A 25,528-nucleotide genomic window follows, 5' to 3' on the forward strand; every position below is an offset into this window, starting at 1 on the left:
TTAAGTAGGTAATTTATGAGCAAAGCGATTGCGATCGATATACATGAGATTCTAAAGTTGTTGCCACATCGCTATCCTTTTTTACTGGTGGATCGCGTATTAGAAATTACACCTCGTGAAAGTATTACCGCATTAAAAAACGTCACGATGAACGAACCTTTTTTTCAAGGACACTTTCCAGATTTTCCAGTGATGCCAGGGGTGTTGATCATAGAGGCGCTAGCACAAACTGCAGCCTTACTGACTTTCTCGGAAGAGCGTCAGGAAAATGCCGTGTACTACTTCGCTGGTATAGATGGTGCGCGCTTTAAAAAGCCGGTATTGCCAGGAGATCAACTCATCATGACCGCCAAGTTAGAGCGTGAGCGCGCTGGCATTTATAAGTTCCAAGTAAAAGCTACTGTAGACGGTGAATTGGCTGCTGAGGCAAATATTACCTGTGCAGTGCGTATGAAAGGCGCTTAATGACTCGGATTCATGTTACTGCTGTAGTTGACAGTAAAGCAGAATTGGCTAGCGATGTTGAGATTGGGCCCTATTCAGTCATTGGTCCCAACGTTAAGATCGGATCAGGTACCAAGATTTGGTCTCATACTGTTATTGAGGGCTACACCAGTATTGGAAAAGATAATTACTTTGCACACTTTGCCGCTATTGGTGGTCCTCCACAAGATATGAAATATCGCGGTGAGCCAACCCAATTAATCATTGGAGATCGTAATACGATTCGTGAGTTCACGACGATTCACACGGGGACCGCTCAAGATGAGGGCATTACACGGATTGGTAATGACAATTGGATCATGGCCTATGTTCATATTGCCCACGATTGTCAAATTGGCGATCACACAATATTTTCGAGTAACGCCCAAATTGCTGGCCACGTTCATGTGAATGATTGGGCCATTATGGGTGGCATGTCTGGTGTTCATCAATTTGTTCGCATCGGCCAGCATGCTATGTTGGGCGGTGCTTCTGCTTTGGTACAAGATATCCCACCTTTTGTGATTGCTGCTGGTGATAAAGCCTCTCCTCACGGTATTAACGTCGAGGGCCTCAAACGCCGTGGTTTTTCCATTGAAACCATTTCTGCTTTGCGTCAGGCTTATAAAGTACTCTATAAAGATGGCCATAGTTTTGAAGAGGCTAAGGTAGAAATACATAAAATGGTTGTGGCAAGTACGGGCAATCCCCAAACTACAGAAAAACTAGCCCAGTTTTATGACTTTATTGCCGCATCTACGCGCGGCATTATTCGTTAAGGTTTCCTTTGCCTAAGTTAGCTTGTGTAGCTGGTGAACCCTCCGGCGATCTTCTTGCTGCGCCAGCATTAAGTGCGCTCAATCAGATTCCAGATATGTCAGGTCTCGATGTATATGGGATTGGCGGGCCTCGGATGCAGGCTGAAGGCATGGATTTAGTTTGGCCAATGGAAACTCTCAGTGTTCGAGGTTATGTTGAAGCGATCAAACAGCTACCAGCTATTTTGAAGCTGCGTAAAGAGCTCATTGCGCATTTATTGGGAGAAGGGCGACCAGATGTCTATCTGGGTATAGATGCACCAGATTTCAATTTAGGTGTTGAGTTGCAATTACGTAAAGCAGGTATTCCCACGCTCCATTTTGTCTCCCCATCCATATGGGCTTGGAGGGCTGGGCGGATTAAGAAGATTGCACAAGCAGTTGAGCGCATGCTCTGCATCTTTCCCTTTGAAACAGAAATCTACGATCGCACTGGAATTGCGTCTACTTATGTGGGGCATCCCTTAGCAAGTGATATACCGCTAGAGCCAAATACTGGAACAGCCAGAGAAAAAATGGCAAAGACTTTGAATATCGGTAGCGGTTCACTTGATGGGCTTGTTATTGCTGTTCTGCCTGGCAGTCGTAGCTCAGAGATTGAACTCATTGCCCCAATCTTTTTTGAAACGATGCAGCTACTTACTGAGAAATTGAAAGGACAGAAACTCCACTTTTTAATTCCAGTAGCAACGCCGCGATTACATGCACCTCTTGAGCAGTTATTACTTAAGGCAAAAAATCTCAATCCAGATATACAGATTCATTTGCTAGATGGTATGGCTGATGAAGTATTAGAAGCTTCTGATGTGGTCTTAATTGCTAGCGGCACCGCTACATTACAAGCAGCTCTCTGGAAAAAGCCGATGGTTATCTCTTATAAGGTGCCTTGGTTAACCGCGCAAATTATGAAGCGCCAAGGATATTTACCTTATGTTGGCCTACCTAATATCTTATGTGGTGAGTTTGTGGTCCCAGAATTATTGCAAGATGAAGCGACCCCAGAAAAATTAGCAATGGCCATCTTGGGGTGGCTTGAAAGCCCTGTAAAGGTCGCTCAATTAAAAGCACGCTTTACGCAAATGCATGAGACTTTGCGTCGTCCGACAGGCTTGTTGGTAGCCCAAGCGATTTCCCAGACGATTGCTAGTGCATCTAAGATGCAACGGTCTGCTCAATGAGTATGATTTGGGTCTGCGGTGTTGATGAGGCTGGACGTGGGCCTTTGGTAGGGGCAGTGGTAGCAGGTGCAGTAGTGCTTGATCCGAGTCAACCGATCGAAGGTTTAAAAGACTCCAAGAAACTCTCACCAGCGCGTCGTGAATATTTGTATGAGCAAATCGTACAAAAGGCTAGGGCCTGGGGCATTGGAGAAGCTTCCCCAGGTGAAATTGATGAGATCAATATTTTGCAAGCTACCATGCTGGCCATGCGCCGCGCTATAGAAGACTTATCAATTCGTTTAGGCGCTTGGCCTGATCAGGCGCTTATTGATGGCAATCGTTGCCCAGAGTTACCAATAGCAGCACAAGCTATTATTAAAGGCGACTCTAAGGAGCCAGCTATCTCTGCTGCATCGATATTGGCTAAAGTGACCCGAGATAGACAGATGCAAGTCTTACATGAGCTTCATCCGCAATATGGCTTTGCGCAGCACATGGGATACCCAACTGAAGCCCATTTTGCCGCACTGAAACAATATGGAGTTTGTGTCGAACATAGAAGAAGTTTTTCTCCCGTGAGAAAAGTACTTGAGAGCATTGTGAGTTAGCTATGAACTTTGATCTGATTAGCTCTAAAGAGAATCCGCTTTTTAAAGAGATACGTCTCTTGCAGGCAACTGGCTCAAAGGGACAGAAGGCCAGACTTGCCAATAGCCAAGCGTTATTGGAAGGCATTCATCTTATACAGACGTGGGTAGGTGATCCCGCCCTAAAGACTTTGTTGACTTCAGAATTAGGCTTAAAAAACCCCGAAATCTCAGAGGCAGTCTACTCACATCTAGAGATTTGTCCTGCCACTAAGGTGTTTCAGTTAGATAGCGCGCTCTGGGAGCTATTAAGTGATTTGGTAAATGCACCGCATATTGCTGGCTTATTAGATTTACCAAAATCTTTATTAACTCCACCTCAGTCAATCAGCACTTTATCCGGGGACGTTTTGATCCTAGATCGCATTCAGGATGCAGGCAATGTTGGCTCTATTTTGCGAACAGCCGCAGCTACGGGATTTACTCAGGTGATTGCTTTAACGGGTTGCGCCCACCTATGGTCAAGCAAAGTCTTGCGGGCAGGTATGGGGGCACATCGTTTGCTAGATCTTTATGAAGGCTGGTCTAATCAACAGGTATTAAGTGCTATTACTGCGCAGCTCCTAGCTGCAACAACTGATGCAGAACAAGATCTTTTCTCTTTAAAAAAAGAGCTACTGCATCCTATTGCCTGGGTAATGGGTAGTGAAGGGCAGGGCATATCAGAGGATCTTCTAGCACAAGCTAAAGGAATATCTATTCCAATTGATCCAAGAGTGGAGTCCTTGAATGTCTCCACTGCAGCAGCTATCTGCTTGTTTGAGACGATGCGCGTAAGGCGTAGTTAATTTCTAGGTAATAGCCTAACCTAAGATTGTTTTATCCGATTTAATTGCCTGCAATACAGTCGTAGCAATTTCTTCAATAGACTTGCTAGTAGTAACCACCCAAGGGATTGATTCTTTTTTCATCATGGCTGTCGCTTCATTAATTTCGTAACGACAGTTTTCAAGCTTGGCGTAATTGCTACCGGGTCGTCGTTCATTTCGAATCTCACAAAGACGCTCTGCATCAATCATGAGTCCAAAAATCTTGTGGAGAAAAGGGGCTAAATCCTTGGGAAGGCGTCCTCGCTCGAAGTCTTCCGGTATTAAGGGGTAATTAGCTGCCTTTAAACCGTATTGCATCGCTAAATAAAGGCTGGTAGGCGTTTTACCAACCCGGGAGATCCCCACCAAAATAACATCAGCATCTGCTAGATTTTGATTTGACTGGCCGTCATCGTGGGCTAAGGAGTAGTTGATCGCTTCAATCCGGTTCTTGTAGGCATCGGTATCCGCATTGTGATGAAGGCGGTTCATGGCATGGGTAGATTTCATCCCCAGGGCTTCTTCTAAGGGGGCTACAAAGGTTTGGAACATATCCAAAATCAAACCATTTGCTTTGGCAACAATGGCATTCAGTTCAGAATTGACTAATGTAGTAAAAACAATAGGTTGAACCTCATATTTACTAGCTGCTTGATTAATGCTGCTAACTGCATCATAGGCCTTGTCTACACTATCTACAAATGGCACACGAATGTACTTAAAACTGGTCTCAAATTGGGCCAAGATCGATTGGCTGAAGTTTTCTGCGGTAATGCCAGTGCCATCAGAAACAATAAAAACAATGCGGGTTTGGGTGGACATGAGATTGGCCTATTAGTCGAGGTCAGCACTACAATGGATATTAAATGAAGTATGCCCCATTTTGAGTGGCCGCTTGACCAGTTTCCTTATCTTTTGAGAGTATTTTATGTCCAACCAACAGCAACAAAATAGCAGCATGGCAGATGCCTATGTTTTGCCCTTTGAGCAACTCCGCATGACTGATGTTGAGTCAGTCGGCGGAAAAAATGCATCATTAGGAGAAATGATTTCTCAGTTAGCTACTACTGGGGTTCGTGTGCCAACGGGTTTTGCGACGACTGCTTTAGCGTTTCGGGATTTCTTAGAGCATAACAATTTGACTGAGCGCATTCAAAAGCGTTTAGAAAATCTGAATATCGATGATGTACGTGCCCTTGCTGAGGCAGGTGCAGAAATCCGCCAATGGATCGAAACCGCCCCATTCCAATCAAAGTTGGATGAGGAGATTCGTAGAGCATTTGCCATTCTGGATGATTCAGGCAAAGGGTCCTTTGCTGTGCGATCCTCAGCTACTGCTGAAGACTTGCCAGACGCTTCTTTTGCCGGTCAACAAGAGACCTTCCTCAATGTGGAAGGTATTGATGATGTTTTGCATAAGATTCGCGAAGTTTTTGCATCCCTTTATAACGATCGCGCTATCTCTTATCGTGTGCACAAGGGTTTTGCTCATGCTGAAGTAGCTCTGTCTGCTGGTATTCAGCGTATGGTGCGCTCAGATCTGGGTGCTGCGGGCGTGATGTTTACTTTAGATACTGAGTCAGGCTTTGAGGATGTCGTATTGATCACTTCAAGTTATGGCTTGGGCGAGACAGTAGTGCAGGGTGCAGTGAATCCTGATGAGTTCTATGTCTTTAAGACAACATTAGCTCAAGATAAAAAGGCGATTATTCGTCGCTCCTTAGGTTCTAAGTTAATTCAAATGCAGTTCGCTCCTAAAGGTTCTGCTGAGAAGGTGCAAACTGTTGATGTCACCCCCGAAAAGCGCAATCGTTTTTCACTAGAAGATGCTGATATTACTGAGTTAGCAAAGTACGCCGTCATTATTGAAAAGCATTACGGTCGCCCCATGGATATTGAGTGGGGTAAAGATGGTCAAGATGGCCGTATCTATATCCTCCAGGCTCGCCCTGAGACTGTGAAGAGTCAAGCTGCAGGGCAGGTAGAAATGCGCTACAAGCTTAAGGGTAGCTCAAAGGTATTAGCCAAGGGGCGCGCAATTGGCCAGAAGATTGGTGCTGGTCCAGTGCGCATCATCCGTGATCCTAGCGAGATGGATCGAGTGCAGCCTGGTGACGTATTGGTTGCTGATATGACCGATCCAAACTGGGAGCCAGTCATGAAGCGCGCTTCTGCAATTGTGACTAACCGTGGTGGCCGTACTTGCCACGCAGCGATTATTGCGCGTGAGTTAGGCGTTCCTGCTGTCGTTGGTTGTGGTGACGCTACCGATCAATTACAAGAGGGTATGGTGGTGACAGTCTCCTGTGCTGAGGGTGATGAGGGTCATATTTATGATGGCTTAATTGAGACTGAAGTGACCGAAGTATCTCATGGCGTGTTGCCAGAAATTCCAGTGAAAATTACCATGAATATTGGTAATCCTCAGTTAGCATTTGATTTCTGCCAAATTCCTAATGCGGGTGTCGGCTTAGCTCGTCTCGAATTCATTATTAATAACTACATTGGCGTTCATCCGCGCGCTGTATTAGAGTACCCGAATATTGATCCTGAGCTAAAGCGTGCAGTTGAGAGCGTTGCTCGCGGTTATGCTAGCCCACGTCAGTTTTACGAAGATAAGTTAGTTGAGGGTGTTGCAACTATTGCAGCTGCTTTCTATCCAAAACCCGTTATCGTCCGCTTGTCAGACTTTAAATCCAATGAATATAAAAAATTAATTGGTGGTTCGCGTTATGAGCCTGATGAAGAAAACCCAATGCTTGGTTTCCGGGGGGCTTCACGTTATGTTTCCAAGGACTTTGGTGAAGCATTTGCATTAGAGTGCGCTGCTATGAAGCGGGTGAGAGAGGACATGGGGCTTGATAACGTAGAAATCATGATTCCATTTGTTCGTACTACCAAACAAGCAGAGCGCGTTATTTATATGATGGAGAAGTTGGGACTCAAGCGTGGCGTCAATGGCTTACGACTCATTATGATGTGCGAGATCCCTTCTAATGCCATCTTGGCAGATCAGTTCCTCGAGTACTTTGATGGGTTCTCTATTGGCTCTAACGATATGACACAGTTAACCTTAGGTCTTGATCGTGACTCAGGTATGGAATTACTTGCCATTGACTTTGATGAGCGCGATCCAGCTGTTGAGTTCATGATTGCTCGTTCAATTGAAGCGTGCCTTAAGCAAAATAAATATGTCGGTATTTGTGGGCAAGGACCTTCTGACCATCCTGATTTTGCTCGTTGGTTAGTGGAGAAGGGTATTACTTCAATCTCACTAAATCCAGATAGCGTGGTTGCTACTTGGGAGATGCTGGGTAAGAAGTAATAGTGGTCAGTGGTTTGTATGCACTAAGAAAGTGCATACAAACTGATTTAGGCGTTTAAATCACCCCTAGCAATACGTCCCTTTTGGACTTCCCATTCACGCTCTTTGGTAGCAGCACGTTTGTCGTGTTGCTTTTTACCTCGAGCTAAGCCAATTTCACATTTCACATTCCCTTTGGAGAAATGTAGGTTCAGTGGGACAAGGGTGTAGCCCTTTTGCTCAACCTTACCAATTAACTTCTTGATTTCAATAGCATTCAGAAGGAGTTTTCGAGTGCGTGTACTATCCGGAACAATATGGGTAGAGGCCGAAAGTAGGGGGGTAATGTGGCAACCAATCAGAAAAAGCTCCGCCTTGCGGATGACGACATACGCTTCTTTGATGTGCGCGCGACCAGCACGAATGGCTTTGACTTCCCAGCCTTCGAGCACTAGCCCTGCCTCAAAACGTTCTTCGACAAAATAATCAAAGAAGGCTTTTTTGTTATCGACGATACTCATAGTTATTTAGCTTCTCAAGATCGATTATGGCAGACGTCAACAAGACCGTTTTAATTGGCCAATCAGCCGACCGAATGTATGGCTTGGTTACTGATGTGGCCCGTTATCCTGAATTTCTCCCTTGGTGTGGTGGGGTCGAAATCTATGAGCAAACGGAAACCATCCTCGATGCCAAAATTAAGATCCATTTCAAAGGTATAAACCAGTTTTTCCATACTCGGAATATTAACCATCGACCTGAAACGATTGATATGGTGTTTGTTGACGGCCCTTTTAAGCGCTTTTCAGGGCAGTGGAACTTCATTCCCTTAAAGGAAGATGCCTGTAAGGTGGAATTTAAGCTTCAATGGGAATTCAAGAGCGCCATTTTGGATAAGATCATTGGGCCGGTTTTTGGTTATATTGCGGGCACCTTTGTGGACTGTTTTGTAAAACGTGCCGAAGAGCTTTATGAGTAGGCGTTCCTTAGATATTGTGCTCTGTGATGCAAGGCAGGGCGAGCCTGTTTTAAAGCCATTCCGATTACTTTTATCAAATGACGAGCTACCTACAGTAGGTTTGGCCCTGGTGAAAGCAGGAATTGCCAAGGGCCCAAATGACCCCATTCTTTCAAGAAAAGGCTGTTTTGGGGTCTTTGGTAAGCGCAAAGAATGGGATAGCCCTCTTTACCCTGGAGATCGTCTAGAGCTTTATTCCGCCTTATTGATAGACCCTAAAATAGTTCGTCGGAAGAAGGCTAATCAGAACCAAGACGCCAAATTCCAAGCTGCAGCAGCTAAAAGAAAGGCTAGGAGGCTATAATCTGTTTTTGTGACTAGGGGTTTTGTATGCGACTCATTCAAAAAGCACTCACTTTTGACGATGTGCTCCTCGTACCGGCCTATTCTTCGGTACTCCCTCGAGATGCCAGCTTGGCAAGTAAATTAACTCGGGATATTTCACTTAATACGCCATTGGTATCTGCTGCTATGGATACTGTCACTGAAGGTCGTTTGGCAATTGCCATGGCCAGTGAAGGCGGTATTGGCATTATTCATAAGAATCTAAAGCCATCTGAGCAAGCTCGGGAAGTAGCAAAAGTAAAGCGTTATGAGTCAGGCATTCTTCGTGATCCCATCACGATTAGTCCTGAAGTCACATTGCGTCAAGTGATTCAACTTTCTCGTGAACATGGCTTCTCTGGATTTCCAGTTTTAGTTGGCAAAGAAGTTGTTGGCATCATTACCAACCGTGATTTACGTTTTGAAGAAGATTTAGATGCATCAGTCAAGACCAAGATGACTCCTCGTGAACGCTTGGTGACTGTTAAAGAAGGCGGCTCACTAGAAGAAGCTAAGCGCCTAATGAGTCAACATCGTTTAGAGCGCGTCTTGGTTGTCAATGACAAATTTGAGCTACGCGGGCTCATTACAGTAAAAGATATTTTGAAGGCCACCGAACACCCAAATGCTTGTAAGGATAGTGAAGGTAAATTGCGCGTCGGAGCTGCGGTAGGTGTTGGTCCTGACAATGATGAGCGTATTGAGTTGCTAGTGCGAGCCGGTGTCGATGTGATTGTGGTTGATACTGCCCACGGCCATAGTCAAGGCGTCTTAGATCGCGTTAAATGGGTTAAGAAAAATTACCCACATGTGCAAGTGATTGGCGGAAATATTGCTACGGGCGACGCTGCTAAAGCATTGGCTGATCATGGTGCTGATGGCGTTAAGGTAGGTATTGGTCCAGGATCAATTTGCACTACTCGTATTGTGGCTGGAGTAGGGGTTCCCCAAATCACGGCAATTGTGAATGTAGCCGCTGCTCTTAAAGGCACTGGCATCCCACTCATTGCTGATGGTGGTGTCCGTTACTCAGGAGATGTTGCCAAGGCATTGGCAGCCGGCGCAAGTTCAGTGATGATGGGTGGAATGTTTGCTGGCACAGAGGAAGCTCCTGGCGAAGTATTTTTATATCAAGGTCGCTCATACAAAAGTTATCGCGGCATGGGTTCAATGGGCGCAATGGCCGATGGCTCAGCTGATCGTTATTTTCAGAGTGATATAGCGGCCAGCGCTGAAAAGTTAGTGCCTGAAGGCATTGAAGGCCAAGTGCCATACAAAGGTAGTGTGCTTGCAATCTTACATCAATTAACAGGTGGCATTCGATCTTCTATGGGCTACCTTGGATGTAAAACCATTGCTGAATTACATGAAAAAGCCAATTTTGTGGAAATCACTTCAGCTGGTGTGCGCGAATCGCATGTGCATGATGTGAAGATCACCAAGGAAGCCCCAAATTACCATATTGATTAAGACTTAAATAAAAGACTGCTTCTTTCGTGCACGACAAAATACTGATACTCGACTTTGGTTCCCAAGTAACTCAATTAATTGCTAGGCGTGTGCGTGATGCGCGAGTGTATTCAGAAATCCATCCTTATGATTGCGATCCAGAATTCATTCGCAAGTTCATACAAGAGCAGGGCGGCAAAGGCATCATTCTTTCTGGTGGCCCCAGCTCTGTCACTGAAGAAGCCAGCCCTCGGGCGCCACAAATTGTTTTTGAACTTGGCGTTCCTGTATTAGGTATCTGTTATGGCATGCAAACAATGGCTACTCAGCTCGGCGGTGCAGTTGCTTCAGCTGAAGCATTAGGTAAAGCGCGTGAGTTTGGTTATTCAGAAGTACGGGCACATGGGCACACTAATCTACTCAAAGGAATTCAAGACTTTTCAACCAGCGAAGGTCATGGCATTTTGAAGGTTTGGATGAGTCATGGCGATTCCGTAACTACCTTACCACCAGCATTTAAGTTAATGGCTTCAACTGAGTCCTGCCCCATTGCAGGAATGGCTGATGAAGAGCGACGCTTTTATGCGTTCCAGTTTCATCCTGAGGTAACACACACCTTACAGGGCGCTGCCATTATTGAGCGCTTTGTGCATCAAATTTGCGCTTGTAAGCCAGATTGGATCATGGGTGATTACATCAGTGAAGCAGTTGAAAATATTCGCAAGCAAGTAGGCAATGATGAAGTTATTTTAGGTTTATCTGGCGGGGTTGATTCTAGTGTTGCTGCAGCCTTAATTCATCGTGCGATTGGGGATCAGCTTACTTGTGTATTTGTAGATCATGGCTTGCTTCGCTTGAATGAAGGCGATATGGTGATGGAAATGTTTGCTCGCAACCTGGGTGTGAAGGTTATCAGAGTTGATGCGGCACAAACATTTATGTCGAAGTTGTCTGGCGTTTCAGATCCCGAAGCAAAACGAAAAATTATCGGCAAAGAATTTGTAGAAATATTCCAAAGTGAATCTGGCAAGATTCAGAATGCTAAATGGCTTGCCCAGGGAACTATCTACCCTGATGTGATTGAATCAGCAGGTAAAGGTAAGAAGGGCGCTCATACCATTAAGAGTCACCACAATGTTGGTGGTCTTCCTGAAGATATGCATCTCAAGCTGCTTGAGCCATTACGTGAATTATTCAAAGATGAAGTACGTGAACTTGGGGTTGCACTAGACTTACCAAGAGAGATGGTGTATCGCCATCCATTCCCTGGTCCCGGTTTAGGTGTTCGTATTCTGGGAGAAGTAAAAGCAGAGTATGCAGATTTACTCCAGAGGGCTGATGCCATTTTCATAGAAGAGCTGCGTAATACGATGGATGAAGTCAGTCAAAAGTCTTGGTATGACTTAACTAGTCAAGCCTTCGTAGTATTTTTGCCAGTCAAATCAGTGGGAGTGATGGGCGATGGACGCACCTATGAATATGTCGTTGCCCTCAGGGCAGTTCAAACACTGGACTTTATGACAGCACATTGGACTCATTTGCCACATGAATTGCTGGGAAGAGTTTCTAATCGCATCATCAACGAAGTGCGGGGCATCAATCGAGTTGTCTATGACATCAGCGGTAAGCCGCCAGCAACTATTGAGTGGGAATAACTTTTTTAAGTCTTCTGATCCTCTAGATACGTAGCAATATTTTTCAGTAATTTACTGAGGTCCTTTTGTACTATATGGAAATGATCATTAGGTATTCGAGTTATTTCATCCATATAAACGGGTCGGCGAAGTTCAATTTGTAAGCTGTGCCTATTTTCTTTTGGCTTTCCTATATTGGCAATCAATTGCATGCCTTTATACGGATCGTTGCGACTTACAGAGTACCCCATTGATCTTAAATTTTGCTCAATTAATTCTATAAATTCGGGTTCGCAGGTAGTGCCGTCTCTATCACCAAGTACGAAATCCGCTAGCGGATGAGGAGGGTTTATGATCTGCAAACGTTCATATGCATTATTTGGCATGGAATGAAGATTCAGATGCCAAACTCCACCAAAGCGATCCACTTTGTTTTCAATGGCCCTATTCAGTGCCTCATGATAGGGGAGGTAATACTGATCAATGCGATGTTTGACCTCAGCGATGCTTAGTTGGCGATCGTATATTGGTGTTGTGGCGTTTAGTTGTCGCCAAATTAACCCAAATCCTAGGCGACTTTTTTCTGAGGGCTGAAGTTGATCTGGCCAAACATCATCTAACAATAGTTGATCAATATCATTTAATGTTCGATTAGGGTCAATATAGGTTCTCGGAAAATTTGCCATAAGGAGAGTGGCTCCAACATGAGGTGCTGCAGACCATAGTTGATCAATATGGGTATCCTCTCCTGCTCTTAGCAATGAATGAGGAACAGCATATTGAAAGTCGTCAGGATAAAACGTTCCGCTATGAGGTGAATCGCAAACTAAAGGAATATCGCCTACTTCAGGCTCAAATAAGGTATATGGCAGAATCACTTGTGACATATAGATTAGTCAATCTGTATTTTGGCAATCTTAGCAATGCGTTGATAGCGGTCTATGGCCTGCTGAATCTGTGCTGCAAATTCAGCAGGCGTTCCTGGGATAGCAACCGCCCCAGACTCATCGAGCTTTTTGATTAACTCTGGATTTTTCATGGCTTGCAGAATCGCTTTATTAAGTTTTGTAATAATGCTAGGAGGCGTGCCTGCTGGTGCCACAATTCCGAACCACCCACCGCTTCCCATCTGTGGAAAACCGAGCTCTCCATAGGTGGGTATATCGGGTAACGCAGGTGAACGTTTGTCAGATAGGATTGCGAGTGCACGTAAACGACCTGCTTTGATATGAGGTAATGCTGTGGGAAGATTATCGGTGATGGTATCGACTTGCCCTGCTAATACATCATTCATTGCTGCCCCTGCGCCTTTATAAGGAACATGTAACAAGCGGATATTGGCCAAAGCTGCAAAGTATTCCACATTGGCATGCCCAAGTGATCCTGTTCCAGGAGTAGCAAAGCTATATTTATCTGGATTAGCCTGAGCTAGCGCAATAAATTGCTGCAGATTGTTTGCAGCAATTTTCGGATTGACTGCAAAGACACTTGGGGTTGCAGCTACATTAGTAATTGGTGCAAAATCTTTAATAGGGTCGTACTTTAATTTATTGCCATACACAGCTGAATTGGCGCCATGAGTACTCATAGTCGCCATGCCAAGTGTATAACCATCAGGCTTTGATTTGGCAACATACTCCATACCAACGGAACCGCCTGCTCCAGCTCGATTTTCCACAATAATGGATTGACCTAATTCTCGCCCTGCGTATTCTGCAATTAAACGTGCTGCAAGATCAGTTGATCCACCAGGGCCAAAAGGGACGACAAGCTTGATTGCTTGTTCTGGATAGCCTGTTTGAGCCGTTACCATATGGCTAAAAAAAATAAATAGAGCAGTTACAGTGAACTTTAGTTTAAGAATATTTTTCATAAGATCTCCATTGGGTGCTGTGGATATAATCAACACTTATTATTTACATTTAACCATACGTATAAAACTTAGAAGAATATTTCAATATTGACTCTGTAGTTATCAATATTTATATATGAGCCATATCCTTTTAAGATAAATGACTGAATTACGCCAATCTGCCCTCGACTTACTGGTAACTTCTGATCCCCAGTTAAAAGTTACTGGTATTCGTCAATTATTCGACGCCTATCATGCCGGTCAAGTCTTACTGAACGTTGATTTGGATTTAGATGCCGGGATACTCTCTATTCCTGGGCGACCACAAAAACCTGACTTGGTTCCGCCATTAGAGGTTCCAAAGCGTGCAATGAATACTGATCAAGGTCGTGCTTCTTTATTACACTCGCTGGCTCATATTGAATTTAATGCCATGAACCTTGCTTTAGACGCAATCTGGCGCTTTCAGGGTATGCCAACACCATATTACGAGGACTGGATCAAGGTAACGAAAGAAGAGGCTTATCACTTTAGTTTGCTGGAAGCCTATTTAAAGCAGATGGGTTATGGTTACGGTGATTTTCCAGCGCACAATAGCTTGTGGGAGATGGTTGAAAGAACCTCCGATGCAGTGATTGCCCGTATGGCCTTGGTACCTAGAACAATGGAGGCTAGAGGCTTAGATGCGGTTCCGATGATCCGTGAGCGATTTAAGCAAATTAAAGATATACAAGCAGTAGAAATATTAGAGATTATTTTGAAGGATGAAATTGGCCATGTATTGATCGGCAATAAATGGTTTAATTTCTTATGTGAGAAAAACAATCTCTCGGCCATCACAACCTATAAAGAATTAGCAAGGAAATATCGTGCACCCGTTTTAAGAGGGCCCTTTAATCTTGAAGGTCGAAAACAGGCTGGATTTACAAACGAAGAGCTTGACCTTTTAGGCATTGACTAATGTATTGAATATCAGATCAATTTGGAGAACCAAAAATGAACACATCACGTAGAACTTTTATCGCTTCTATTGCATTAACTCCAATAGCTTGTGGTACACCGCTGGGGTATCAAAGGGGTACGCCGATCACGCAACCTCTGCCTACTCCTGTTATCCGCGCACCTAAGGTAGGGCAGGAATGGACCTATATTCAGCGCGACCTATTCAATGGGAAAAACTTAGGTCTTGTAACTGATCGAGTAGCTAGCGTTGGTACAACGATTACCATTGAAAGAGCGAATGATAATGGCGAAAGATATTCAAACGAGGTCCAGGGTCCTTGGGGCACTGTGATTACAGACCCGCATTGGTCACGAACGATCAGCTATAACCCACCTATTGCCCTGTGGCCCCAAGAGCTTTCAGATAGATGGGCCAAGCAATTTATTACGAAATACTCAATAGCTGGCTATCCTGACAACTTATATAACTGGCAGGAATATATGAGTGTTCATGGGTGGGAGCAGATCACAGTACCCGCAGGAACGTTTTTAACCTTACGCTATCAAAACCTGATCCATTATGAGAGTGATGATGCTAATAAAGTGAACTGTATTCGTAAAGAAACGATATGGTTTGCTCCCAGTATTGGTCGCTGGGTAGTACGAGAGATTTCTGGCACATACATGATTTCGGGACAATTGGGTGCTGCCAATTTAGAAGACAGTTATCAGTGGCAATTAACTTCATTTAAATAATAATGTGGCATAAATTATGCTCATTGGTATTGCCGATGCTTTTAGTCAGCTGTATTACTTCTCAACCCTATCCCACTACAACCCCATTATCTGCTCCTATTCATCCACCGACTATGCGCCCTCCACAAGTGGGGCAGCAATGGGTTTATCAGGTACGCAATGTTTTCAATCAAGAGCTTGTCGATATCGTTACAGAGACCGTGGTCTCACTCAAGCCACAAATACGAATTGAGCGAACTAGTCAAAAGTTAGGAAGATTACCTGATGAAATTCAAGATTCTTGGGGTTATGTAGTACAAGATCCTCAATGGAATCCAGCGCAACGATTTCAGGATGCTTTACCCTTGTGGCCAGAAAAATTAACTCAGGGCTGGTCTGGTTTTTATCGCACTCGTTATCAAATTCCAAATAATTCCAATGGAAGTTATTACTGGGGTTTAGTCAGTAAAGCACTTCAGTGGGAAAGAATTTCTGTCCCTGCTGGCCAATTTACCGTCCTCAAATATCATCATGAGAATCCTTATTTTGAGAGCAATGATGTATTTAGAGTCGGAAACTATCGTGAAGAAGATATCTGGTTATCCCCAGAAATCGGGCGCTGGGTTGTCCGCAGATCCTTTGGTCGATATATTACCCAAGGTGTTTATTGGTCAAATGCGTATTGGGAGGACTATCTTGAGTGGGAGCTGATCTCCTGGAAGTAAATCAAGGGTATTGGTAATGCGCTTAAAATAGGTCACTACCATGTATACCGTTAAAGAACTTTTTCCAACCCTTCAAGGTGAGGGTACCCATAGTGGCAGAGCCGCAGTCTTTTGTCGTTTTGCTGGTTGTAATTTATGGAGTGGTCGAGAGGAAGATCGTGCCACTGCCATTTGTCAGTTTTGCGATACTGACTTTATAGGTAGTGATGGAGATGGTGGCGGAAAATTTGAGAACGCAGTTGATCTTGCCGATAACATCGAGCAGGCTTGGAATAGTACCTTAGCTGGACCACAACAACGTTATGTCGTTTTTACTGGCGGCGAGCCTTTACTGCAACTTGATGCGCCATTAATTAATGCGCTTCATCAAAAAGGCTTCGAAGTAGCGATCGAAACCAATGGCACTATTAAGATTCCAAAAGGGGTAGATTGGGTTTGTGTCAGTCCTAAGGCAGGTTCAGATTTAATCGTATTACAGGCTGATGAGCTCAAACTTGTGATTCCGCAATCCAATCACCATGCGCTGGAGACTTTGTTAGCTCGTTTTGAAAAGATGGATTATCGTCATCGATTTTTGCAGCCGATGGATGGCTTAGACCTTCAAAAGAACACAGAATTAGCGGTTCGCTTATGTCAAAAGAGACCACTTTGGAGATTAAGCCTTCAATCCCATAAACTTATTGGAATTCGTTAATTTGGCACTAGCCAGAAATACTTTTAAGCCAGAATGACTACTAAATCACCTATTGTCTCTATCACCCGTCGTCTTGAATTTGATTCCGGACACCGCATTCCAAATCATGACGGTCAATGTAAACATTTACATGGTCATCGCTATGCGATTGAGGTGACCTTAACAGGTGAAATTGCAGACCATCCTGGCAAAGCAGACGATGGTATGGTGCTGGACTTTGGTGATATCAAGCGATTGACCAATCAGCATATTGTAGAACTTTGGGATCATGCCTTTCTAGTAGCTAAGGAGGATGAGGTCTTAGTGTCTTTTCTAAATTCACTGCCTAATCATAAGACAGTGATCATGGAGCATGTACCTACAGTAGAAAATTTAGCCAATACCGCCTTTGCAATATTACAGCCAATTTTTCAGCAAGCTTTTGGGGGGCATCTAGTATTAACAGCCCTTCGTCTTTATGAGACCCCCAATTGTTGGGCGGATGTGAACGGTTAGTAAATTATGCAAGCAGCACTTGACCGTCAATTTATGCAACAAGCCATTGAGCAAGCTCACTTGGCCGCTATTGCAGGAGAGGTTCCGGTTGGTGCCGTACTGGTGCGTGATGGACATGTAATATCTAAAGCCTTTAATCAGCCCATCACTAATCATGACCCCAGTGCTCATGCAGAAATGTTAGCCTTAAGACAAGCTGCGCTGACAGAGCAAAATTATCGTTTGCCTGGAACCACTCTATATGTCACTCTGGAGCCATGCGCTATGTGTGCAGGCGCCATGTTACATGCTAGAGTAGATCGGATTGTGTTCGGAGCGCCAGACCCCAAAACTGGGGCAGCTGGTAGTGTGGTAGATCTATTTGCCATGAAGCAGATTAATCATCAGACTAGTATTGAAGGTGGAATCATGGGTGATGAATGCGGTCAATTACTAAAAAACTTCTTTAAGGAGCGGCGTTGAAAACAATTCAACTGATAGCTCCTTCGGGTGCGACTTTAGATTCAAAGAGTCCTTTGCTAGGGATCGAATGGCTTAGAGCTCAGGGGATCCAAATTGAAAATTCTGTCTGTGTAGAGAGGGTTTCTGAACGATTTGCTGGTAAGGACGCGGAGCGCTTGGCTGAGTTAAACCTGCTTGCTCAATTAACACCTCATAAACTAGTAATGGCCATGCGAGGTGGTTACGGCATTCACCGCTTACTACCTAATATTGAATGGTCAGCAATTGCAAAAGCAATTGAGAATGGTTTGCAGGTTTGTGGTCATAGCGATTTCACTGCCTTTTCCTTGGCTTTGTTAGCAAAAACTGGCGCAGTGACATTGTCAGGGCCTATGCTGAACTATGACTTTGGACGAGTTAATGATGATGGTCAGGCCATTCCACCTAATGAATTCATGTGGGAGCATTTTCAAAGGGCAGTTGATCAGCGAAGACTTGACTGCAAAGTCTTAGCCACACAAGCTTACTTGGGCAGTCAATCCTCTAATTCGATTTCAGGATTACTTTGGGGCGGCAATTTAACGGTTATCACGAGCTTGATCGGCACGCCTTATATGCCTACTAGTACTCAAACGCAGGGCGGCATTCTTTTTCTAGAGGATGTGAATGAGCATCCTTACCGGATCGAAAGAATGTTGATGCAATTACTCGATGCAGGTATTTTGAAAAACCAAGCGGCGATTCTATTGGGAGGCTTTTCGGCATATCGTTTATATGAGAATGACCGAGGCTATTCTTTAGAGAGTGCTATAAAGATGATTCGAAGTCGTTTACCGAGCACAATTCCGATTCTGACTGGATTACCTTTTGGGCATCAGACAGATAAGTTGACATTGCCTGTGGGTGCAACAGCTTCCCTTGCGTACAGCGCTGATCGCTTTAAGCTCAGCGCCCAATGGTAGAAAGTCCATTTGAAAAAGTCCCCATTCCAATACTGCGCATTCCTGATATGGACTGTTCTCCAACTATTTACTGGAGTAGCGATGGCAATTGAAGAGCCAAAATATTCCATCATAGAAAAAGTAGAGCCTTTTGAGCTTAGGCTATATGCCCCAATGATTGTGGCTGAAGTCAAAGTAAACGGGGATTTAGATGATGCTTCCAGTCAGGGATTTCGTTTAATCGCAGGCTATATCTTTGGGCAAAATCAAGTTACTGAAAAAATAGCAATGACGTCACCAGTTGCGATTGAAGAGCAGAGTGCTAAAAGTACCAAGATAGCAATGACTGCGCCTGTCAGTATCGAGCCCAATGCAGAACAATGGGTAGTATCCTTTGTGATGCCTTCTGCATATACTTTAAATAGTCTGCCAAAGCCTTTAAATCCAAGAGTACAGTTACGAGAAATTCCTGCAGTCAAAAGAGCAGTAATACAGTTTTCTGGTTTTAATAGTGCACAGAAAGTAGCTGATAAAACGCTGGAACTTGAGCAGTGGATGAAAGCCCAAAATTTACAAGCAACTAGCGCACCAAAGTTTGCCCGCTACAACCCACCTTGGAGTTTGCCGTTTATGCGGCGCAATGAAGTGATGATTGATGTCGGAAACTAGTATCTAGTTTAGATCTCAACACTTTTTAATAAAAATTGCGCACCATCACCAATCTCTAAGGCTTTCACTAAGGAGGGTAGGGCTCCCGATAGATGTTGCTTGAGAGTCCATGGGTGATTAATGATGAGCATGCCACTCGCCTGAAGACGCCGCTCGCCAGGTGCATTTTCAACACGTAACTCTACATGCAGCCAAGAACGACTGTGGGCGCTAGCAATTTTCTTGATGCGATCGGGCAGGGCAGCAGATTCTCGTCTGGAAAGCATTGGATACCATATCGCATAACAACCTGTAGCAAAGCGTTGTAGTGCCTCCTCAAGAGCGACTTCTAAGTAACGATAGTCTTGTTTATCTTCGTATGAGGGATCTATCAGAACAAGACCGCGTCGACTTGGTGGCGGTAGCAAGCCTTTTAATCTGGCAAAGCTATTTTCTGCATAAATATCAATTTGTTTTGCTTGTGGTAGTTGTTGAATATTGTGCCGCAGGATATCAATTTCCTTGGGATGCAATTCAAATAGCTTGAGGCGATCTTGTGGCCTGAGCAAACGAGCCAGAATAAATGGAGAGCCAGGGTAGACAGAGAGTGACTGATTGACATTTTCAGATTGAATGCATTTGAAATATTTTTCGATCCCAGGATCTGGCAAGGAGTGAGCATGAGTTGCTGATGCAATATATTTAGCTAGACGAAAAATGCCATTCTCTGCTTCATTGCTGACTTTGGCATAACCATCCTCTAGGTTATATATTCCTGCACCAGCATGAGTATCAATCATCGTCAGTGCGCCAGATTTTTCCTGAAGATACTCCACAAGATGGATCAGTACTAAATGCTTCAGTATGTCAGCGTGACTTCCCGCATGAAATGCATGTCGATAGCTAAACATGAGCTACTTCGTCTTAATGAATTGTGCTTTGATAAATACAACCAAAGTCATGAGAATGATGGCAATTGATGCGAACTGTAATGGGAGATTTAACTCATGGTCCATGATTTGCGTTAGATGGACGTAAATAGAGAGTGCGCCAGCGATGGCAATCACCCGCGGCCACAAGTTTTTAGGACTTAGTCTGCTATCAGAGATATGCTGACCTAGCATTGCTCCAAGTAGGCCGCACCACATACCGACACCAGCACCAGCCAGAACATCCGTAAGCCAATGCGCCCCAATAGCATTACGAGATAGGCCAATCAGGATAGCAAAGACAAATATCAGGAGCATCGGCCCACGTTTGCTGTGATCGGCAGAAAAATAGAGTGCGCTGGCTATTGCGAAGGCGGTAAGGGTGTGCCCTGAAGGAAGTGCTCTATTGAGCAGTGGTTCCCCAATTCGATAAAAGCTGCCATCCAGCAAAATGCCTGCAGGTCTTGGCAGATCAAAAAGAGACTTTAAGGTGTAGCTTGCTATTGAAGCAAAAGCACCTGCAATGATCCCCGCTGTTAATAAGCGTGGTGCCAATATTAGTAAAGGGAAGGCCATTGCAAAAATACCCCACCCATTTCCAAAAAAGGTGAGCCAAGTCCAAATGGCATCAGGAAGTAATTGAGTAGTCTGGTTGATGAACAGAAAGCTGCTGCTTTGAACTTCACCGAAAAAGATTGCAGCTGCTAGAGCAATCGGGATGACTGGAATAAACCAAGCGATTGTCGGAATTGCCTTTTTAACCATCCGACTTAATGACCCTTTGTTTTATCAGCAGCTTCTAGTTGCAGATTCACTTTATCTAACACCTGAGTTACGGTGATAGCTTGCATGCAGACATTGTCATTACAAGGTGTCTTACGATGATTAGCAGCGCTCACACAGGGAGAGCAGGCTAGGTTAGCTGTGATAGGTATAGAGTTACCAATAGACCCATATAAGGCTGGGGTTTCAGGACCAAAGAGTACTACCGTTCTCAAAGGCGTCACAGCTGAAAAATGTCCTGGGCCAGAATCATTAGTCACCATCACATTTGAGAGGGTGTAGAGCGGCGGCAATTCTGCGAAGCTCACTTGCCCAGCAAAATTGAGAGCATTTTTTATATTAGCAACGGAGCGCACTTTTTCGACGTAATTGAATTCAGCAGGAGAGCCTGTAATCAAAATCAAATCATGTGGATAACGTTGATGAATGGCTTGAATGAGCTCAGAGAAGCGCTGCTGGGCCCATCTGCGTTGCGGTAATAAATCGCTTGCATTAGGATTAATTAAGATCAAGCGTTCTTTTCCGGATGTAAAAGTGATGTCAGATGCCTTAGCCAGTTTTTCAATACGGGTACGAACAGTTTCTAGCACAGTAGGATTGATCACAGCTTGTTCTAGACGCACTTCAGAATCAGAAATTTGAATTTTGCTAAACGGGACCTCAATCTCTGTTGCAAAAGCAGCATGAATTAACGAGAGAAAGTTTTTGGTAATGTGCATGTGGGGGTTGTAGTGCACTTTGCGGCTCAGCATAAAACCGCGCCATAATCCCTCGCCATGAAAAATGTGGTAACCGACGCGACGCCGAGCACCGCAAAGCCCCGTTAGGATTGCGGTAAAGCGTGAGAACAGCTCTAAGTCAATCACAGTATCAATCCGATGGCGGCGAGCAAGGATTAGAAAGCTCAAGGTATCTTTAATCAGGCCACCAATACTAGAGGAGTCGATAGTAAAAATATTTTCTGATTTGACTGTATTTAATAAAGTCAGGCTGGCACGATTACTTTTGAAAATTAAAAAATAGAGTTCAGCGCCCCGTGCTTGGGCATTTCGCATGGCTGGATCAACCAGGATCGCGCTGCCCATTTCTGATAGCTCTATAAAAAGTAATTTCTTTGGTTTGTGTGGACCACTTGTAAAGATATTTTGAATGCCGTCCATGAGTGCCACTACTGGACTAATGAGAGCGCATAAAGGTACGCCTACCCAGTGATCAATCGCTCGCATTGTATTGACGCTAATAGCCATGGTTTTTGCTTTGAAAAATTATTTACGTTTTAGTAAAAAGTACGCGCCAGGCAGAACAGAAACAATGGTAATGGCACCAAAGCTAATAGAGGCTAAAACAGTGATGGATTGATTTACGCCCCATAAAGCTAAAACGGAAGAAAGGGTAGCTTCACGTAAACCCCATCCAGAAATACTGATAGGGAGCATGAGCAATAAGCTTAAGGCAGGTAAACCAATCATGAGACTCGCAATTGGAGCCACGACACCGTAGGCTCTTAGACAGCAGAAGAAGGTGAAAATCAAGAGGCAGTGAATGGCAATTGCATAGCAAGCTTGACCCACGTTATATGGCCACGAAAAAGCAATCTTAATTCCTGGCATTGCACTGCTCATTTGAAAGCGCTCAAGGATCTTGATAAATAAGTTGTAAGTAGGTGTGAGGGCTAATCCTAAGGCAATCAATAAGCCAGAAAAAATCATGACGCCGGTGACGAGATAACCTAAATCCTGGCCCCATGCAGCCAAGGTGGCGCCCCCAATAATTAAGCCAATACCGCCTAGTAGATTATTACCCGCTAGTCCAAGCAAGCGATCAACAAAGACCATGGTAAAACTTAAGCGCAAGCGGGGTGTGGCGTGCTCAAGGTCAACAGAATGATGTAATTCTTCATCCAAATCTTTTTTGCCTGTTAGTGATCCAGCATTATTTAAATGGGTGGCAGCAATAGCACGGTAGCTATCGCCACCTAAGGTGCTGGGTAAACCTTGGTTTACTAGAGCGCCGCTAAAGTAGAGCAAGATGTAACTTCTGATGCGACCTTGAAAGCCTGATCTACGCATCAGGATGGCCCATCGTAATCCCCCGCAAAGACATGCAGTAGTGGCACTGATTAGGGCTGCTAAAAACCACCATGGTTCCATCTGAATTTCAGATTCAAAAATAGCATGCCAGTCAATGCCGCTGGTCGCTTTCCACAAAAGACCAATGGAAAGCAGAATCCGTATAGTAGGCCAAGCGCGTTTGAGGGCTGATTTCCACCCAGAAGTGGGTTTTGGAGTTGATTCTGAATGTAAGCTCATGGGCATAAGGATAATGCCTAGCGCATATAAGCCCTTGAATTAGGTGAATTAGTCTGCCGAACCAGCATCTTGCCAGTTAGTACAAAGACTAAATTCAAATTTAAATAAAGATTGACCAAAATGCCTAATTTCGAGGCTATCTATGGGCTGGCAGGCTTCAAATGCCAGATTAGGCCCAATGGGGGCAGCAAAAGGCATGCCCGACCAATTGACTAGGATCAAGTTTGCTCCTTTGGCTAACTTGCCAAACCAGAGGTCAAACTGATCTTGGCGTTGATCTAAAACATATACGGGAAGTGGTTTTGCATACCAAGCGGCCCTACTACCCAGGGTCCAATTTTGGACAGCGATTCCATTAGCATTCGTTCCGCGGACCAATTCAGCTGCTTTGACTCCAGCAGCCTTCCAGCCATAGAGATCAGCGATTGGGTTTGATTTAATAGCCACCGATTGAATGCCACCCGATAAGACATATCCAAAGCCAATCAAACACAGCGCAATTTGAATACAAAATAAAATGCGAATCCATTGGCGATGCTGCATAGCCCACATTTTCGCAAGTCCTATACCAGCAAAAGGCGCCATACAAAACCATGCTGGTGTTGTCCAATGCGGTAAACCACCCCCACCAGAAAGACTTGCAAAAATTATAAAAGGAACTAAAAAGAATCCTAGTAAAGCCATTAAAGAAAGTTTATTGGTATGAACGAAGTCTTTGATAAAAACGGTGCCACCCAAAATTATCATCGGCCCAAATACAATTATTTGTATCAATAGGAATACGCCAACACCTCGCCAAAGCCAAGTACCGCCTCCACCATGCGCGATTTGATATTTAAAAGAAATCCAATCATTAGTCCAATTCCAATAAAGGACTGGGCTAATTAAAATTAGTGCCAGCAGGGCAGCTAGCCAAAAACCTAATTGGGTAAGCCAAGATTTTTTTGGAGTACTCAAAAAGATAAGTAACAATGCAAAAGCTGTGAAGGCAGCTGTGTATTTACTGAGTCCTGCTAGTCCTAGCAAAACCCCTAAGAAAAGCCATTCACCAAGACTTAAAGATTCAGGGCGCAACCATCGAAGAGCCATCCACAGAATGCCAAGACTTAATGGTGCCAGGATACTGTCTGGAAGTAAGCCAACCGCCAAGATGTGGGGCATTGGGCCTGCAATGACTGCGAGCACTGCCATTAAACCGCAAAGATTGGGAGATGGTAGTGCAGAAGTCAGATAAGCAGTGTTGCGACTTTGCATGAATTGATGGAGCTCTAGCGTTACTTGGTATACCAAAATGCACGCGATCACCCACAGTAATTCTGGTATTAAGCGAATCCAACCCTCGGAGGAAGTGAGTGCAACGAAAGGCCACTGGATCCAGCCTACGAGAGGAGGATGATCAAAGTAACTCCAGGCAAGGTTTTTCGCATATAAGGCATAGTGGGCTTCATCAACAGAAAATTCAATTGTAAAACCGAGCCCAAAATGGACTAAGGCAGCAATAGTGATGGAGATTGCAGCCCAGGCAGAGGGTGAGTAATTGCGCATTAAAGGATTTTAGACTCACTTGGTAAATTCTTTGGGACAATTGTTGTATGAACATTTATCGCCATTTTCTTTTTATTCCTTTTTTGGCCACAGCATTGGTGGGCTGTGCTGGATTTGGTAGTGGCTCAGTTCAGGATGAGTTTGGTCAGACTGTCAATCTGGATCAAGTGCCTACTCAAGATGATTTACCTAAATTTTCTAATCAGACTGTTCGTGAAGGTATGCCAGGAGGATGGCATTTTTATCGTATTGCCCCTAATAAAAAGAATACCGTCTACCGTTTGGAGAACTACCAAGGGAGAACTGTATTAAGCGCGAACTCTAAAACTTCAGCCTCTGGATTGGCTGTCAAGTTAAGGCCTAGAACTGCACAAAATTTATGGTTAAAGTGGGAGTGGAAGACGATGGTTCCTATTCCTGCTGCAGATAATACTGAGCGCATACTTGATGATGCGCCACTTCGAATTTTAGTCGCCTTTGACGGCAATAAATCAAAGCTGACTCTGAAGGAAAAATTGACCTTTGAGATGGCTAATTTAATCAGTGGGCAGGAATTGCCATATGCAACACTGATGTATATATGGTCAGGTAAATCACCGATTAATTCTATTTTGGATAATCCACATACTTCACGCATCAAAATGATTGTTGTAGATTCTGGTTGGGATAGGCTTGGGCAATGGCACATACATCAGCGTGATCTTGAGGCGGATTATCGTAGGGCCTATGGTGAATCGCCTGGCGAGGTGATCGGAATTGCCTTGCTTACTGATACCGACAATACTAAGTCGGAAACAAAAGCCTTCTATGGCGATATCGAATTCATCCGCAAAACGAAATAGT

General features: G+C 44.3%; 28 protein-coding genes. 19 read left to right on the plus strand and 9 right to left on the minus strand.

What is annotated here, in order from left to right:
• The first annotated feature begins 15 nt into the window (after positions 1–15).
• From fabZ to ABWP14_RS01560, 5 genes are read left to right on the plus strand one after another with little or no spacing between them, the layout of a single operon-like run.
• Positions 16–465 (plus strand): 3-hydroxyacyl-ACP dehydratase FabZ, encoded by a 450-nt coding sequence (gene fabZ / locus ABWP14_RS01540; RefSeq protein ID WP_353201203.1) that lies wholly within the window; start codon positions 16–18, stop codon positions 463–465.
• The gene (gene lpxA / locus ABWP14_RS01545; protein WP_353201204.1) at positions 465–1,262 is read left to right on the plus strand and encodes an acyl-ACP--UDP-N-acetylglucosamine O-acyltransferase; all 798 of its coding nucleotides are present in this window, start codon (positions 465–467) and stop codon (positions 1,260–1,262) included. Before fabZ ends, lpxA begins: the two co-directional genes overlap by 1 nt.
• An 8-nt stretch (positions 1,263–1,270) precedes the next feature.
• Positions 1,271–2,479 carry a lipid-A-disaccharide synthase gene (gene lpxB, locus ABWP14_RS01550; protein WP_353201205.1) on the plus strand — a complete coding sequence of 403 codons (1,209 nt, stop codon included), beginning with the start codon at positions 1,271–1,273 and terminating at the stop codon, positions 2,477–2,479.
• On the plus strand, positions 2,476–3,069 hold the full coding sequence (rnhB, locus tag ABWP14_RS01555) for a ribonuclease HII (RefSeq protein WP_353201206.1): 594 nt from the start codon (positions 2,476–2,478) through the stop codon (positions 3,067–3,069). The genes lpxB and rnhB overlap by 4 nt, the downstream gene beginning before the upstream one ends.
• 2 nt (positions 3,070–3,071) lie before the next feature.
• Positions 3,072–3,896 (plus strand): TrmH family RNA methyltransferase, encoded by an 825-nt coding sequence (locus ABWP14_RS01560; RefSeq protein ID WP_353201207.1) that lies wholly within the window; start codon positions 3,072–3,074, stop codon positions 3,894–3,896.
• Between the two features lie 15 nt (positions 3,897–3,911).
• Here ABWP14_RS01560 and ppsR read toward each other — a convergent pair whose 3' ends face one another.
• The gene (gene ppsR, locus ABWP14_RS01565; protein ID WP_353201208.1) at positions 3,912–4,739 is read right to left on the minus strand and encodes a posphoenolpyruvate synthetase regulatory kinase/phosphorylase PpsR; all 828 of its coding nucleotides are present in this window, start codon (positions 4,737–4,739) and stop codon (positions 3,912–3,914) included.
• Between the two features lie 106 nt (positions 4,740–4,845).
• Here ppsR and ppsA point away from each other — a divergent pair, with 106 nt between their 5' ends.
• Positions 4,846–7,242, plus strand: a complete 2,397-nt coding sequence (gene ppsA, locus ABWP14_RS01570; protein ID WP_353201209.1) for a phosphoenolpyruvate synthase — start codon at positions 4,846–4,848, stop codon at positions 7,240–7,242.
• A gap of 47 nt (positions 7,243–7,289) precedes the next feature.
• Here ppsA and smpB read toward each other — a convergent pair whose 3' ends face one another.
• Positions 7,290–7,742 (minus strand): SsrA-binding protein SmpB, encoded by a 453-nt coding sequence (gene smpB / locus ABWP14_RS01575; protein WP_353201210.1) that lies wholly within the window; start codon positions 7,740–7,742, stop codon positions 7,290–7,292.
• Between the two features lie 26 nt (positions 7,743–7,768).
• On the opposite strand from smpB, the gene ABWP14_RS01580 reads away from it, so the two are divergent.
• The 4 genes from ABWP14_RS01580 to guaA are packed head-to-tail and all read left to right on the plus strand — an operon-like array spanning position 7,769 to position 11,667.
• On the plus strand, positions 7,769–8,200 hold the full coding sequence (locus tag ABWP14_RS01580; RefSeq protein ID WP_353201211.1) for a type II toxin-antitoxin system RatA family toxin: 432 nt from the start codon (positions 7,769–7,771) through the stop codon (positions 8,198–8,200).
• Positions 8,193–8,543, plus strand: a complete 351-nt coding sequence (locus tag ABWP14_RS01585) for an RnfH family protein (RefSeq protein WP_353201212.1) — start codon at positions 8,193–8,195, stop codon at positions 8,541–8,543. Before ABWP14_RS01580 ends, ABWP14_RS01585 begins: the two co-directional genes overlap by 8 nt.
• Before the next feature lie 26 nt (positions 8,544–8,569).
• A complete protein-coding gene (guaB, locus tag ABWP14_RS01590; RefSeq protein WP_353201213.1) occupies positions 8,570–10,033 on the plus strand; it encodes an IMP dehydrogenase in 1,464 nt (487 codons plus the stop codon).
• A gap of 26 nt (positions 10,034–10,059) precedes the next feature.
• The gene (gene guaA, locus ABWP14_RS01595) at positions 10,060–11,667 is read left to right on the plus strand and encodes a glutamine-hydrolyzing GMP synthase (protein ID WP_353201214.1); all 1,608 of its coding nucleotides are present in this window, start codon (positions 10,060–10,062) and stop codon (positions 11,665–11,667) included.
• Between the two features lie 5 nt (positions 11,668–11,672).
• Here guaA and ABWP14_RS01600 read toward each other — a convergent pair whose 3' ends face one another.
• Both ABWP14_RS01600 and ABWP14_RS01605 read right to left on the minus strand, forming a co-directional pair.
• Complete coding sequence (locus tag ABWP14_RS01600) at positions 11,673–12,533, minus strand: N-formylglutamate amidohydrolase (protein WP_353201215.1); 861 nt, start codon at positions 12,531–12,533, stop codon at positions 11,673–11,675.
• 5 nt (positions 12,534–12,538) lie between these two features.
• The gene (locus ABWP14_RS01605; protein ID WP_353201446.1) at positions 12,539–13,459 is read right to left on the minus strand and encodes a Bug family tripartite tricarboxylate transporter substrate binding protein; all 921 of its coding nucleotides are present in this window, start codon (positions 13,457–13,459) and stop codon (positions 12,539–12,541) included.
• A gap of 199 nt (positions 13,460–13,658) precedes the next feature.
• Between ABWP14_RS01605 and ABWP14_RS01610 the strand changes: the two genes are divergently transcribed.
• The 8 genes from ABWP14_RS01610 (at position 13,659) to ABWP14_RS01645 (ending at position 19,140) form a co-directional block, all read left to right on the plus strand.
• Positions 13,659–14,459 (plus strand): ferritin-like domain-containing protein, encoded by an 801-nt coding sequence (locus tag ABWP14_RS01610; RefSeq protein WP_353201216.1) that lies wholly within the window; start codon positions 13,659–13,661, stop codon positions 14,457–14,459.
• 35 nt (positions 14,460–14,494) lie between these two features.
• Positions 14,495–15,196: a hypothetical protein gene (locus ABWP14_RS01615; RefSeq protein WP_353201217.1), complete on the plus strand. Its 702-nt coding sequence runs from the start codon at positions 14,495–14,497 to the stop codon at positions 15,194–15,196.
• A 2-nt stretch (positions 15,197–15,198) separates the two neighbouring features.
• Complete coding sequence (locus ABWP14_RS01620; protein WP_353201218.1) at positions 15,199–15,900, plus strand: hypothetical protein; 702 nt, start codon at positions 15,199–15,201, stop codon at positions 15,898–15,900.
• A 40-nt stretch (positions 15,901–15,940) separates the two neighbouring features.
• Entirely contained in the window at positions 15,941–16,594 is a 654-nt protein-coding gene (queE, locus tag ABWP14_RS01625; protein ID WP_353201219.1) for a 7-carboxy-7-deazaguanine synthase, read from the plus strand.
• A gap of 33 nt (positions 16,595–16,627) precedes the next feature.
• On the plus strand, positions 16,628–17,089 hold the full coding sequence (gene queD, locus ABWP14_RS01630; protein WP_353201220.1) for a 6-carboxytetrahydropterin synthase QueD: 462 nt from the start codon (positions 16,628–16,630) through the stop codon (positions 17,087–17,089).
• Between the two features lie 6 nt (positions 17,090–17,095).
• Entirely contained in the window at positions 17,096–17,551 is a 456-nt protein-coding gene (tadA, locus tag ABWP14_RS01635; protein WP_353201221.1) for a tRNA adenosine(34) deaminase TadA, read from the plus strand.
• Complete coding sequence (locus ABWP14_RS01640; protein ID WP_353201222.1) at positions 17,548–18,492, plus strand: LD-carboxypeptidase; 945 nt, start codon at positions 17,548–17,550, stop codon at positions 18,490–18,492. The genes tadA and ABWP14_RS01640 overlap by 4 nt, the downstream gene beginning before the upstream one ends.
• Before the next feature lie 81 nt (positions 18,493–18,573).
• Entirely contained in the window at positions 18,574–19,140 is a 567-nt protein-coding gene (locus tag ABWP14_RS01645) for an SOUL family heme-binding protein (protein WP_353201223.1), read from the plus strand.
• Positions 19,141–19,148: 8 nt separating this feature from the next.
• On the opposite strand, the gene ABWP14_RS01650 is transcribed toward ABWP14_RS01645, so the two are convergent.
• Genes ABWP14_RS01650 through ABWP14_RS01670 form a run of 5 tightly spaced genes read right to left on the minus strand, consistent with a single transcriptional unit; the run spans position 19,149 to position 24,685 of the window.
• Positions 19,149–20,030 (minus strand): 23S rRNA (adenine(2030)-N(6))-methyltransferase RlmJ, encoded by an 882-nt coding sequence (locus tag ABWP14_RS01650; protein ID WP_353201224.1) that lies wholly within the window; start codon positions 20,028–20,030, stop codon positions 19,149–19,151.
• 3 nt (positions 20,031–20,033) lie between these two features.
• Positions 20,034–20,813, minus strand: coding sequence for a phosphatase PAP2 family protein (locus ABWP14_RS01655; protein ID WP_353201225.1), 780 nt, complete (start codon positions 20,811–20,813; stop codon positions 20,034–20,036).
• Between the two features lie 5 nt (positions 20,814–20,818).
• Complete coding sequence (locus ABWP14_RS01660; RefSeq protein WP_353201226.1) at positions 20,819–22,078, minus strand: glycosyltransferase family 9 protein; 1,260 nt, start codon at positions 22,076–22,078, stop codon at positions 20,819–20,821.
• Positions 22,079–22,096: 18 nt separating this feature from the next.
• Positions 22,097–23,140 (minus strand): lysylphosphatidylglycerol synthase transmembrane domain-containing protein, encoded by a 1,044-nt coding sequence (locus ABWP14_RS01665; RefSeq protein WP_353201227.1) that lies wholly within the window; start codon positions 23,138–23,140, stop codon positions 22,097–22,099.
• Positions 23,141–23,188: 48 nt separating this feature from the next.
• Positions 23,189–24,685 (minus strand): ArnT family glycosyltransferase, encoded by a 1,497-nt coding sequence (locus tag ABWP14_RS01670; RefSeq protein WP_353201228.1) that lies wholly within the window; start codon positions 24,683–24,685, stop codon positions 23,189–23,191.
• A 47-nt stretch (positions 24,686–24,732) separates the two neighbouring features.
• On the opposite strand from ABWP14_RS01670, the gene ABWP14_RS01675 reads away from it, so the two are divergent.
• Entirely contained in the window at positions 24,733–25,527 is a 795-nt protein-coding gene (locus ABWP14_RS01675) for a DUF3047 domain-containing protein (RefSeq protein WP_353201229.1), read from the plus strand.
• Position 25,528: the final 1 nt, after the last annotated feature.

Origin of the sequence: Polynucleobacter sp. (genome assembly GCF_040400325.1) — a bacterium.
Classification (GTDB): domain Bacteria; phylum Pseudomonadota; class Gammaproteobacteria; order Burkholderiales; family Burkholderiaceae; genus Polynucleobacter.